Genomic DNA, 13,804 nt, shown 5'->3' on the forward strand with positions numbered 1-13,804 from the left:
CAAAATGAAAAAGAAAAATTTTATGTCATTATCTGTCTTTGCATTATTTGCATTGGCTGCATTCACGACTCATACCATCATAATAAGTTCTAAAAACATTATATATGACTCCAAAATTATTATATCTACATTGTGCTTTAGTGGCGTTTGTTATGTTCTCTTGTAACAATTCTGGAACTACAGATAACAATACATTGTATCACAGTTAATTCCATGAAACGCAAACTATACAGTTTTAAGGAAAAGATGGGCATTACAGACAAGGACCAATCCGTGAGGAACGTAATTCAGGGCTTATGATGGCATTCATTGATATAAATGCTATGCAAAATGTTGCATTTAGTTTTGAATTTGTTTCATAATCAAAAATAATCTACCTGGCTAAAAAGCCATCTTTACATCCAAGTGATTGTTTTCCAATGGTTTATTATATGTTTTAAGAATAAACTATTGACTACCTGTTTTTCTTGCTTATTTTGACAAATTGATGTAAATTTGCAGTGCAAAATATATTAACGCTCTTTATATTTGCAGGATATTTTCGTAATTTGCCAGTTTTTAACGCAACACTTAAATAGGCGAAATTCGGAAATACACAAAATTAATATTAATCGAAAGTGTTGCGTAATAAAAAAGAGATAATATGTTCAGATTCATTAAATTATTTTGTTTTTGTATATTGCCATGCTTGGCAGCTTGCAGTTGTGACGACAGTGATGAGGAAAGCATTATAAGTCCTTGTAGTGTACCCCAAGTGCCGTTAGATATAGAAAATGAAGTATTAGTGCTTGTCGAGAATGAGGCGGAACTCAACCGAATATTTGCAGGCCATACAAAAGAATTGCCGCAGATAAATTTTCGTAAGTCGAAGTTATTGCTTATCCACGGTTCGCACATCAAACAGGTGAAAGAAATAACTTTAGATAGTTTTGAAAGAGCCGATACCGATAAAGGGTTCTATTTGCATGTAACCGTTAAAACAAAGGATATTGACAAGGATTGTAGTTGGACAGCAGCATATCTTGTGCCAAGAAGTTTTGACACTCCAATATGCCTTTTCCTGACTATTTCCGATAGTTATCAGGTTCTTCCAGGCTATTGGCTTTATTTTAAGTAATTCCACTGCAGTCCCGCTAATTTGAGAAAGTTTAATGGGACAGCAGTGAAATGATTTGAAAAGGCTTGTTAAAAAAGTATATAATTTTGCGTGTTCTGATGCCATTATCATAAAAAGATGTACCTTTGTATTCAAGTTTGACTGAATCAGAAGCATCTTTAATGGCAATGAATGGGTCTAAAGAATATTTTACGTTACTTATTGCATTGCTGCTGACAATGCTTTGCTCATGCGGCAGGAATGCGAAAGTGATGGATGAAGCCGAGAGGATTGTTGAGCAATCTCCGGATTCATCCTTGGCTTTGCTGTCAACTGTTGACAGATACTCGTTGTCAAAATCAGACAGGGCGCGCTATGGCCTGCTCTTCACCATGGCACAGGACAAGTCGGGCGTAGATGTGGATATGGACACGCTCATCCGCCAGTCCTACATATATTATAAAGGTGAGCCGGAGACAAAGTACTATGGGCTGAGCCAATACTATATGGGCAAATATTATTTCCTGAACGATAGTACAACCCAGTGTGAGGATTGTTTTCGGAACGTTATCAACAATGCTAAGGAGCGTGGCGACGTTGACCTCCAGTGTCTTGCATTGGAGAAACTGAGTCGAAGCATTGTTCTCAGCAACACCAAGCAGTCAATAGAGTATGCCCGTCAGGGGGTGGCACTTTACAAAACATCGAAGACAAGAAAATTAGCGAACATCGTTTTTTATACTTTAAACCTCGCATTCAGTTACGCAATGGATGACCAAAAGGATTCGGCATTTGCATACTTAAGGCAGGCTAAGGGAATGTTGAATAGCAAGATAGACAAAGTAGTTATCGCTGATGTGTATTATATTTACAGTGGAGTTTATAATTATTTCGATGAAACAGATTCTGCTTTATATTATTCATGCAAGGCATTAGAGGTAATGCATAGTGACAAATTGCTGATTTCTTATGCCTTCTGTTTGCAAAAAAGTGACTCTTTGGAAGCGGCAGAAAAGATACTGCGCGATTGTGTAAAAAGATGTAGCAACCAACAAAAATACACGTTGTATATGGATCTCTGCAAGATGTCTGGCAAAAGATTATTTGACAAGCAACATTCCGATGACATTGATTCTTTGGACAAATATACGAAGATGTATATGCTGGATCTTTATTCATATAAAGGGAAGTATTTTGAGGAGACCATCAACCAAGGTCGGCAGTTAGAGAGGCAGGAAAATGCAGTGATGGTCAGAAACGGTGTAATATTTTTCATCGTCGTTACAGTATTATTATTGTCGGCATTGGTGTTTGTCAATCATTCAAAAAAGAAAGCCTTGCATGCACAAGAGATAAAGTATATGCAAGATCAGTATGAAATGGAACTTGAATCACAAAGAAAGGAAAAGGAATATTTGGAAAAAGAGCATCATCTATTGCTTGAGTCAAAGAACAAGCAAATAGCCTTGTTGAAAAACGGACTGTTTGAAAGGCTTGAACTTGCGAAAAAGATCAAGGATGCAAAAGGACAAAGCAGTCATATCGTCATTAATGACAACGACTGGAATCAACTGCATTCACTGCTTGAAGGTGGAGAAGAGTATTTTGTAAGCAAACTCAAGGAGAGATATCCAAGTCTTAGTAATGATGAAATACAGATGTGTATGCTTATTCGCATTGGACTGTCTAATGAGGATATGGCAAATATCTATTGTATCACCGTAAATTCCATGAAACGCAAACTATACAGTTTCAAGGAAAAGATGGGCATTACAGACAAGGACCAATCCGTGAGGAACGTAATTCAGGGATTATAGCGAAGTTGATTGATTCAAATGCGATGTAAAATGTAACATTTGGTTTTGATTTTGTTTCATAACCAGTAACAATCTACCTGTCATAAAAGCCATCTAACCGTTTAAGTGTTTGTTATTCAGTTGTTATTGCATATTTTAAGAATAAAATATTGACTACCTGTTTTTCTTGCATATTATGAGTAATTGATGTAATTTTGCAGCAAAAACTAGAATAACATGGTTATGAATACATTAAAATTATCATTATGCGTATTGTTTGCGCTTTTTCTATTTCTTGTAAATAGCAGTGCTCAAAAAAAAGTTACGCCTTAATTCCTATCATCAAACAGGTCCAAGGACTTCCGTCCCCTCAGTAGATGCCACCCTTTATTCCAACTATATCCTATTAGATATTAATAGGTATTACGGAAGTGTTGTGGTTGAGGTGGATTTCACCTGATGAAAAATGTACCGTTGGTTTCAAAGGATATGAAGTGGCGTGTACACCTTGGCACGGTACTAAAAAAGATATAAACACTTCAGAAGATAAGGATTGCTAAAATGAAACAAGTATTGTTTATTATTGTAATAGTTGCCATGCAATGTTCTTGCAGCAGCTATAATGCATCATTAATATGTGCTGATGCTGATACAATTAATATAGACAAAGCTATGGAGGAAAGGGAAATATACCTTTCCTCTATAGTCGATAAACCTTTGACTATAGTTTTGGAGACTAACGACAATTGTATAGTCCAAAATGTGCGGTCTATAGAATTGTATGATGAAAAGATATATATTCTTGATGACATGTCTAACAAACTGTATGTCTTCAATATGGATGGCTCATTTGACAAGAATATAGCTGAAGCCGGAAGGGGACATGGGGAATATTTGGAATTGGCTGACTTTTCAATTGACAGGAAAAAAGGAGAAATATACCTTTTTGACGAGGCAATGGATGCCATATTGAAATATGATATCAAAACCGGAAAGTTTATTTGCAGCACAAATACGGCACGTGACGGATATAGAACATACTGTATGCAGTTTTTGGATGACAAGTTTTATTTGAATAAAACCTCCATCGACAACAATAATATGTATGAGTTGAAAGAGGTTAGTCCAAATAATGGGGAAATAACCAATAAATATCTTAAATCAGCCGAATATAATATGGGGTGGAATATCCCTCTTAGACTGCCATATAGCAATTTCTATTCAAAGAATACGGATTGTCCAAAATATGTAGGTATGTTTTCAAATACAATCGTGGGTATGACATCATCAGGAATAATACCCCAATATATTGTCTTGAGCGATGACTTTATTACGTCAAAGGACGTAGCAGCAGTTAAAGAAAAATTTTCAACTGAAAATTATTTCATCGACATGGAGTACTTGGGCAATGCAAATAAAATATATCAGATATCGCGTATTGTAGAGATGCCGGGTAAGTTATTATTCCAATATATGAAAGGTTTGAGACGAATGTATCTACTCTATGATGTTGACAAAAAAGAATCCCAAACTACAGGCATGCTTGTTAACGACTATGTTTCAGATGAGAACAATGTTCCAATGGATTTATGTTATAGCGATGACAAAGGGGTGGTTTCTATTCTTCAGACAAATCATATTTCTTATTTTGTTGAAAATTTCATTCAGAAGGGCAAGGTGAAAAAAGACATAGACAAATATGACAAACTCATGGGACTTACAGAAAATTCAAATCCCGTGTTATTTTATCATAGGTATAAAAAATGAAGATTATTGTTCGTATATTCAATGTTATTGTATGTGGTGTCATTTATTTGCATTGGCTGCATTCACGACTCATACCATCATAATAAGTTCTAAAAACATTATATATGACTCCAAAATTATTATATCTACATTGTGCTTTAATGGCGTTTGTTATGTTCTCTTGTAACAAGTCTGGAACTACAGATAACAATACATCAATAATAGACTCCTTGGAGATTTCCTCCAAGTATATACAGCCAGTGGACTCTATACAGTTTTTGCAATCTTATAATTTAAGTTGCTCATATCCATGTGGCGACAGTCTTGCCATTATGGGATATAACTACAGAACACATGCGTTGGACATTTTTTCAGACTCTACGCTTTTGAATAAGATACAGTTGGAGCACCACGGAGAAAACGGTATTTTGGGAAGACCCACTGCTATTATGCCAATCACCAGGGATTCTATTTGGATATATGACCAAGTAGCTTTTTATCTGATTGACAGCCAGGGTAAATTGCTATACAAATTCAAGGAAGACAGATCTGTTTTCTTGAATGCTAACTATGCAAAGCAAACCGCCGTTATGGGATGGTATGACAATGATTGTTTGTTATATCCTGTAGATGTTAATGGCAGATATTTTGTGGAGTATTACAGTCTTAAGCAAAAGAAGATAGTAAAGGAGGTTGAGCTTGATGGGGCTGTATGTAACAGAAACGGCAAGAATTCGTACGGCTATATGACCTATCCGAATGTATCATTTGCAAACAACAAGATTATATATAATTACCCATACGAATCAAATATCCAAACCATTGAACTATCTACAGGAGAGAAACAAGAATACAAGGCAGAATCTAAGTTTACGGATAATACGATCAATCCATACAAGAGGTCTATTAACAGTGTTGAGATGCTGGAATATGCTTGGAATAATGTCCACTTTTTTGATGTGGCTTATATCCCTCAAGTAGAATTGTATGTTAGATTCATACTTGACGGCATAGATGTAAAAAAACATAAAGACCGTGATTCTGTAGTTGACGCAAGAAAACTTTACGTCTCTTTTATGGACAAGGATTTCAATGTGGTCGGGGAGTTCCCTTTGAAAGAAAAAAGATATTCCAATTTTCATGGATGGTGTGTCTTTCCACGAGGCATCATAGTATATGTTGACAATCTGTTGGGAGAAGCTCAAGATAACCTCGTCTTTGATATTCTCGCTCCTGTCTTACATTGAAGTTGAACGTCTCTATGGCTCTGGCGGTCTGTTTAAAAGCGAGGAACTATAAGTCCTTCACTTCAATATTCAAATATCGGACTCACCTCTACCGCATATTTAATGGCAATGAATGGGACTAAAGAATGTTTTACGTTACTTATTGCATTGCTGCTGACAAAGCTTTGCTCATGCGGCAGGAATGGAAAGTCATGGATGAAGCCGAGAGGATTGTCGAGCAATCTCCGGATTCATCCTTGGCAAATACTATTTCCTGAACGATAGTACAACTGAGTGTGAGGAATGTTTCCTCAAGAAGAGGGATCCAAGTCTTAGTAATGATGAAATACAGATGTGTATGCTTATTCGTATTGGACTGTCTAATGAGGATATGGCAAATATCTATTGTATCACCATTAATTCCATGAAACGCAAACTATACAGTTTCAAGGAAAAGATGTGCATTACAGACAAGGACCAATCCGTAAGAAACGTAATTCTGGGATTATAGCGAAGTTGATCGATTCAAATGCGATGTAAAATGTAACATTTGGTTTTGATTTTGTTTCATAACCAGTAACAATCTACCTGCCAAAAAAAGCCATCTAACCGTTTAAGTGTTTGTTTTTCAGTTGTTTATTGCATATTTTAAGAATAAACTATTGACTACCTGTCTTTCTTGCATATTATGAGTAATTGATGTAATTTTGCAGCAAAAACAAAAAATATAGCTTGTAAAGTGACATGAGGAGAGTGTGTTTACTTATGAAAACAATCGCCATCTCACAAACATTCTGCAATAAGTTGTTGTAGTCATAATTTCTAATTCGACTGATATTTTATAATAATTTCTAATAAGTAAAAATGAAGAAGCTAATATTTTACCTGTCGGTATGCTTATTATTGTTATCCTGTTCAAATAATTCCAACCAAACGGAATTGTGTGATATTAATATATCGGGATACGAAGATAACACCATGGATTTTGCCTCGTTAGCATCAAAAGTAGATACGTTATACTTTTATGTTGGCGAGGAGTTTGCGTCAGTGTCTATGATTAAAAACATATATATGACAGATTCCTTACTTTATGTTTCTGATTTCAACAACTGCATTTCATTGTTTGACATCGGTTCGGGCAAGTTGCTAAAGCAGTTGGTTAATATAGGCCATGCTTCCAATGAATACTTAGGAATTGAAGCAATCGCAGAAATGAACGATACTGTATATATATTAGATTCGAATAACAGGAAAGTATTAGAATACGATAAAAATCTCAATTACTTGGACAAGGTGTCTCTTAGCTTTGTCCCTTGGGATTTTGAAGTGACAGAGGATGGTTTCTTGTTTTCAAAAATGGATGTGGCAAAAGATGACAATCGTTTCATTCACACTGATAAAAAAGGAACCATCCTTAATACAGATGTTGCAGCTTCACCTATTGGACAAGAATTATTTATGTGTAAGTCGTTGATAAGACATGATAGCGATTACTACCTTCACGAACTGATGTCTAATGACATATATCGTTGGAAAGAAGGAAAAATGTCAAAATCCTATACTGTACACTTCCCAAACATCAATGAAAATGAAGCGAATGGAAAACAATCACTCTTCATAAAAGACTATTTTGTCACGACCAAACATTTTATATGTAGTTTTATGTATGACCACAAACAGAACTATTGTATTTATTCAAAGGAGGACGGCACAATTAAAACCGGCAGCTTTGACATAAATAGCGGTAGGCCTTTCTCGCCGATATTCCAGAAAGGCGATTCTCTTATTGGAATATACTCAACTGATGATATCAAGTCATTGCCTAATTGGAAGCCCCAAATAGATGATTGTGCGCTTACATTGTTTATTTATTCGTTTTAGAGCAAAGTTAATTCTATGAGATATAATAACTGTATTCTTATTATTTCAATACTTACTGTATGGATGATCGGTATGTTATTGGTCTCATGTAGAGCAAATCGTGACATAGAAGAGAAGATTTCCTCTTTGTAATCAATGTGATTGTTTATAAATAGTATTAATCAAATTTTTATCAAAATGAAAAAGAAAAATTTTATGTCATTATCTGTCTTTGCATTATTTGCATTGGCTGCATTCACGACTCATACCATCATAATAAGTTCTAAAAACATTATATATGACTCCAAAATTATTATATCTACATTGTGCTTTAGTGGCGTTTGTTATGTTCTCTTGTAACAATTCTGGAACTACAGATAACAATACATTGTATCACAGTTAATTCCATGAAACGCAAACTATACAGTTTTAAGGAAAAGATGGGCATTACAGACAAGGACCAATCCGTGAGGAACGTAATTCAGGGCTTATGATGGCATTCATTGATATAAATGCTATGCAAAATGTTGCATTTAGTTTTGAATTTGTTTCATAATCAAAAATAATCTACCTGGCTAAAAAGCCATCTTTACATCCAAGTGATTGTTTTCCAATGGTTTATTATATGTTTTAAGAATAAACTATTGACTACCTGTTTTTCTTGCTTATTTTGACAAATTGATGTAAATTTGCAGTGCAAAATATATTAACGCTCTTTATATTTGCAGGATATTTTCGTAATTTGCCAGTTTTTAACGCAACACTTAAATAGGCGAAATTCGGAAATACACAAAATTAATATTAATCGAAAGTGTTGCGTAATAAAAAAGAGATAATATGTTCAGATTCATTAAATTATTTTGTTTTTGTATATTGCCATGCTTGGCAGCTTGCAGTTGTGACGACAGTGATGAGGAAAGCATTATAAGTCCTTGTAGTGTACCCCAAGTGCCGTTAGATATAGAAAATGAAGTATTAGTGCTTGTCGAGAATGAGGCGGAACTCAACCGAATATTTGCAGGCCATACAAAAGAATTGCCGCAGATAAATTTTCGTAAGTCGAAGTTATTGCTTATCCACGGTTCGCACATCAAACAGGTGAAAGAAATAACTTTAGATAGTTTTGAAAGAGCCGATACCGATAAAGGGTTCTATTTGCATGTAACCGTTAAAACAAAGGATATTGACAAGGATTGTAGTTGGACAGCAGCATATCTTGTGCCAAGAAGTTTTGACACTCCAATATGCCTTTTCCTGACTATTTCCGATAGTTATCAGGTTCTTCCAGGCTATTGGCTTTATTTTAAGTAATTCCACTGCAGTCCCGCTAATTTGAGAAAGTTTAATGGGACAGCAGTGAAATGATTTGAAAAGGCTTGTTAAAAAAGTATATAATTTTGCGTGTTCTGATGCCATTATCATAAAAAGATGTACCTTTGTATTCAAGTTTGACTGAATCAGAAGCATCTTTAATGGCAATGAATGGGTCTAAAGAATATTTTACGTTACTTATTGCATTGCTGCTGACAATGCTTTGCTCATGCGGCAGGAATGCGAAAGTGATGGATGAAGCCGAGAGGATTGTTGAGCAATCTCCGGATTCATCCTTGGCTTTGCTGTCAACTGTTGACAGATACTCGTTGTCAAAATCAGACAGGGCGCGCTATGGCCTGCTCTTCACCATGGCACAGGACAAGTCGGGCGTAGATGTGGATATGGACACGCTCATCCGCCAGTCCTACATATATTATAAAGGTGAGCCGGAGACAAAGTACTATGGGCTGAGCCAATACTATATGGGCAAATATTATTTCCTGAACGATAGTACAACCCAGTGTGAGGATTGTTTTCGGAACGTTATCAACAATGCTAAGGAGCGTGGCGACGTTGACCTCCAGTGTCTTGCATTGGAGAAACTGAGTCGAAGCATTGTTCTCAGCAACACCAAGCAGTCAATAGAGTATGCCCGTCAGGGGGTGGCACTTTACAAAACATCGAAGACAAGAAAATTAGCGAACATCGTTTTTTATACTTTAAACCTCGCATTCAGTTACGCAATGGATGACCAAAAGGATTCGGCATTTGCATACTTAAGGCAGGCTAAGGGAATGTTGAATAGCAAGATAGACAAAGTAGTTATCGCTGATGTGTATTATATTTACAGTGGAGTTTATAATTATTTCGATGAAACAGATTCTGCTTTATATTATTCATGCAAGGCATTAGAGGTAATGCATAGTGACAAATTGCTGATTTCTTATGCCTTCTGTTTGCAAAAAAGTGACTCTTTGGAAGCGGCAGAAAAGATACTGCGCGATTGTGTAAAAAGATGTAGCAACCAACAAAAATACACGTTGTATATGGATCTCTGCAAGATGTCTGGCAAAAGATTATTTGACAAGCAACATTCCGATGACATTGATTCTTTGGACAAATATACGAAGATGTATATGCTGGATCTTTATTCATATAAAGGGAAGTATTTTGAGGAGACCATCAACCAAGGTCGGCAGTTAGAGAGGCAGGAAAATGCAGTGATGGTCAGAAACGGTGTAATATTTTTCATCGTCGTTACAGTATTATTATTGTCGGCATTGGTGTTTGTCAATCATTCAAAAAAGAAAGCCTTGCATGCACAAGAGATAAAGTATATGCAAGATCAGTATGAAATGGAACTTGAATCACAAAGAAAGGAAAAGGAATATTTGGAAAAAGAGCATCATCTATTGCTTGAGTCAAAGAACAAGCAAATAGCCTTGTTGAAAAACGGACTGTTTGAAAGGCTTGAACTTGCGAAAAAGATCAAGGATGCAAAAGGACAAAGCAGTCATATCGTCATTAATGACAACGACTGGAATCAACTGCATTCACTGCTTGAAGGTGGAGAAGAGTATTTTGTAAGCAAACTCAAGGAGAGATATCCAAGTCTTAGTAATGATGAAATACAGATGTGTATGCTTATTCGCATTGGACTGTCTAATGAGGATATGGCAAATATCTATTGTATCACCGTAAATTCCATGAAACGCAAACTATACAGTTTCAAGGAAAAGATGGGCATTACAGACAAGGACCAATCCGTGAGGAACGTAATTCAGGGATTATAGCGAAGTTGATTGATTCAAATGCGATGTAAAATGTAACATTTGGTTTTGATTTTGTTTCATAACCAGTAACAATCTACCTGTCATAAAAGCCATCTAACCGTTTAAGTGTTTGTTATTCAGTTGTTATTGCATATTTTAAGAATAAACTATTGACTACCTGTTTTTCTTGCATATTATGAGTAATTGATGTAATTTTGCAGCAAAAACTAGAATAACATGGTTATGAATACATTAAAATTATCATTATGCGTATTGTTTGCGCTTTTTCTATTTCTTGTAAATAGCAGTGCTCAAAAAAAAGTTACGCCTTAATTCCTATCATCAAACAGGTCCAAGGACTTCCGTCCCCTCAGTAGATGCCACCCTTTATTCCAACTATATCCTATTAGATATTAATAGGTATTACGGAAGTGTTGTGGTTGAGGTGGATTTCACCTGATGAAAAATGTACCGTTGGTTTCAAAGGATATGAAGTGGCGTGTACACCTTGGCACGGTACTAAAAAAGATATAAACACTTCAGAAGATAAGGATTGCTAAAATGAAACAAGTATTGTTTATTATTGTAATAGTTGCCATGCAATGTTCTTGCAGCAGCTATAATGCATCATTAATATGTGCTGATGCTGATACAATTAATATAGACAAAGCTATGGAGGAAAGGGAAATATACCTTTCCTCTATAGTCGATAAACCTTTGACTATAGTTTTGGAGACTAACGACAATTGTATAGTCCAAAATGTGCGGTCTATAGAATTGTATGATGAAAAGATATATATTCTTGATGACATGTCTAACAAACTGTATGTCTTCAATATGGATGGCTCATTTGACAAGAATATAGCTGAAGCCGGAAGGGGACATGGGGAATATTTGGAATTGGCTGACTTTTCAATTGACAGGAAAAAAGGAGAAATATACCTTTTTGACGAGGCAATGGATGCCATATTGAAATATGATATCAAAACCGGAAAGTTTATTTGCAGCACAAATACGGCACGTGACGGATATAGAACATACTGTATGCAGTTTTTGGATGACAAGTTTTATTTGAATAAAACCTCCATCGACAACAATAATATGTATGAGTTGAAAGAGGTTAGTCCAAATAATGGGGAAATAACCAATAAATATCTTAAATCAGCCGAATATAATATGGGGTGGAATATCCCTCTTAGACTGCCATATAGCAATTTCTATTCAAAGAATACGGATTGTCCAAAATATGTAGGTATGTTTTCAAATACAATCGTGGGTATGACATCATCAGGAATAATACCCCAATATATTGTCTTGAGCGATGACTTTATTACGTCAAAGGACGTAGCAGCAGTTAAAGAAAAATTTTCAACTGAAAATTATTTCATCGACATGGAGTACTTGGGCAATGCAAATAAAATATATCAGATATCGCGTATTGTAGAGATGCCGGGTAAGTTATTATTCCAATATATGAAAGGTTTGAGACGAATGTATCTACTCTATGATGTTGACAAAAAAGAATCCCAAACTACAGGCATGCTTGTTAACGACTATGTTTCAGATGAGAACAATGTTCCAATGGATTTATGTTATAGCGATGACAAAGGGGTGGTTTCTATTCTTCAGACAAATCATATTTCTTATTTTGTTGAAAATTTCATTCAGAAGGGCAAGGTGAAAAAAGACATAGACAAATATGACAAACTCATGGGACTTACAGAAAATTCAAATCCCGTGTTATTTTATCATAGGTATAAAAAATGAAGATTATTGTTCGTATATTCAATGTTATTGTATGTGGTGTCATTTATTTGCATTGGCTGCATTCACGACTCATACCATCATAATAAGTTCTAAAAACATTATATATGACTCCAAAATTATTATATCTACATTGTGCTTTAGTGGCGTTTGTTATGTTCTCTTGTAACAAGTCTGGAACTACAGATAACAATACATCAATAATAGACTCCTTGGAGATTTCCTCCAAGTATATACAGCCAGTGGACTCTATACAGTTTTTGCAATCTTATAATTTAAGTTGCTCATATCCATGTGGCGACAGTATTGCCATTATGGGATATAACTACAGAACACATGCGTTGGACATTTTTTCAGACTCTACGCTTTTGAATAAGATACAGTTGGAGCACCACGGAGAAAACGGTATTTTGGGAAGACCCACTGCTATTATGCCAATCACCAGGGATTCTATTTGGATATATGACCAAGTAGCTTTTTATCTGATTGACAGCCAGGGTAAATTGCTATACAAATTCAAGGAAGACAGATCTGTTTTCTTGAATGCTAACTATGCAAAGCAAACCGCCGTTATGGGATGGTATGACAATGATTGTTTGTTATATCCTGTAGATGTTAATGGCAGATATTTTGTGGAGTATTACAGTCTTAAGCAAAAGAAGATAGTAAAGGAGGTTGAGCTTGATGGGGCTGTATGTAACAGAAACGGCAAGAATTCGTACGGCTATATGACCTATCCGAATGTATCATTTGCAAACAACAAGATTATATATAATTACCCATACGAATCAAATATCCAAACCATTGAACTATCTACAGGAGAGAAACAAGAATACAAGGCAGAATCTAAGTTTACGGATAATACGATCAATCCATACAATGGGTCTATTAACAGTGTTGAGATGCTGGAATATGCTTGGAATAATGTCCACTTTTTTGATGTGGCTTATATCCCTCAAGTAGAATTGTATGTTAGATTCATACTTGACGGCATAGATGTAAAAAAACATAAAGACCGTGATTCTGTAGTTGACGCAAGAAAACTTTACGTCTCTTTTATGGACAAGGATTTCAATGTGGTCGGGGAGTTCCCTTTGAAAGAAAAAAGATATTCCAATTTTCATGGATGGTGTGTCTTTCCACGAGGCATCATAGTATATGTTGACAATCTGTTGGGAGAAGCTCAAGATAACCTCGTCTTTGATATTCTCGCTCCTGTCTTACATTGAA

At 35.5% G+C, this 13,804-nt stretch carries 9 protein-coding genes; all 9 read left to right on the forward strand.

Features of this window, described 5'->3' with window-relative positions; translation table 11 throughout:
* The first annotated feature begins 643 nt into the window (after positions 1-643).
* Positions 644-1,117 (forward strand): hypothetical protein, encoded by a 474-nt coding sequence (locus tag CIK98_RS00605; RefSeq protein WP_141210342.1) that lies wholly within the window; start codon positions 644-646, stop codon positions 1,115-1,117.
* Between the two features lie 167 nt (positions 1,118-1,284).
* Entirely contained in the window at positions 1,285-2,913 is a 1,629-nt protein-coding gene (locus CIK98_RS00610) for a hypothetical protein (RefSeq protein WP_141210343.1), read from the forward strand.
* A gap of 540 nt (positions 2,914-3,453) precedes the next feature.
* The gene (locus CIK98_RS00615) at positions 3,454-4,659 is read left to right on the forward strand and encodes a 6-bladed beta-propeller (protein WP_094382368.1); all 1,206 of its coding nucleotides are present in this window, start codon (positions 3,454-3,456) and stop codon (positions 4,657-4,659) included.
* A 152-nt stretch (positions 4,660-4,811) separates the two neighbouring features.
* The gene (locus CIK98_RS00620) at positions 4,812-5,885 is read left to right on the forward strand and encodes a DUF4221 family protein (protein WP_172409756.1); all 1,074 of its coding nucleotides are present in this window, start codon (positions 4,812-4,814) and stop codon (positions 5,883-5,885) included.
* A gap of 843 nt (positions 5,886-6,728) precedes the next feature.
* Positions 6,729-7,745, forward strand: a complete 1,017-nt coding sequence (locus tag CIK98_RS00625; protein WP_094382370.1) for a 6-bladed beta-propeller — start codon at positions 6,729-6,731, stop codon at positions 7,743-7,745.
* Between the two features lie 816 nt (positions 7,746-8,561).
* On the forward strand, positions 8,562-9,035 hold the full coding sequence (locus CIK98_RS00630; protein WP_141210342.1) for a hypothetical protein: 474 nt from the start codon (positions 8,562-8,564) through the stop codon (positions 9,033-9,035).
* Between the two features lie 167 nt (positions 9,036-9,202).
* Positions 9,203-10,831, forward strand: a complete 1,629-nt coding sequence (locus CIK98_RS00635) for a hypothetical protein (RefSeq protein ID WP_141210343.1) — start codon at positions 9,203-9,205, stop codon at positions 10,829-10,831.
* 540 nt (positions 10,832-11,371) lie between these two features.
* Positions 11,372-12,577: a 6-bladed beta-propeller gene (locus tag CIK98_RS00640; protein ID WP_094382368.1), complete on the forward strand. Its 1,206-nt coding sequence runs from the start codon at positions 11,372-11,374 to the stop codon at positions 12,575-12,577.
* A 152-nt stretch (positions 12,578-12,729) separates the two neighbouring features.
* Positions 12,730-13,803, forward strand: coding sequence for a DUF4221 family protein (locus tag CIK98_RS00645; protein WP_172409757.1), 1,074 nt, complete (start codon positions 12,730-12,732; stop codon positions 13,801-13,803).
* Position 13,804 lies beyond the last annotated feature (1 nt).

Origin of the sequence: Prevotella sp. P2-180 (assembly GCF_002251435.1) — a bacterium.
Taxonomy (GTDB): domain Bacteria; phylum Bacteroidota; class Bacteroidia; order Bacteroidales; family Bacteroidaceae; genus Prevotella.

Bases quoted from the DNA above. Each gene is read 5' to 3' on its own strand.
- CIK98_RS00605 (WP_141210342.1), top strand. From the start codon at position 644: ATGTTCAGATTCATTAAATTATTTTGTTTTTGTATATTGCCATGCTTG.
- CIK98_RS00610 (WP_141210343.1), top strand. From the start codon at position 1,285: ATGAATGGGTCTAAAGAATATTTTACGTTACTTATTGCATTGCTGCTG.
- CIK98_RS00615 (WP_094382368.1), top strand. From the start codon at position 3,454: ATGAAACAAGTATTGTTTATTATTGTAATAGTTGCCATGCAATGTTCT.
- CIK98_RS00620 (WP_172409756.1), top strand. From the start codon at position 4,812: ATGTTCTCTTGTAACAAGTCTGGAACTACAGATAACAATACATCAATA.
- CIK98_RS00625 (WP_094382370.1), top strand. From the start codon at position 6,729: ATGAAGAAGCTAATATTTTACCTGTCGGTATGCTTATTATTGTTATCC.
- CIK98_RS00630 (WP_141210342.1), top strand. From the start codon at position 8,562: ATGTTCAGATTCATTAAATTATTTTGTTTTTGTATATTGCCATGCTTG.
- CIK98_RS00635 (WP_141210343.1), top strand. From the start codon at position 9,203: ATGAATGGGTCTAAAGAATATTTTACGTTACTTATTGCATTGCTGCTG.
- CIK98_RS00640 (WP_094382368.1), top strand. From the start codon at position 11,372: ATGAAACAAGTATTGTTTATTATTGTAATAGTTGCCATGCAATGTTCT.
- CIK98_RS00645 (WP_172409757.1), top strand. From the start codon at position 12,730: ATGTTCTCTTGTAACAAGTCTGGAACTACAGATAACAATACATCAATA.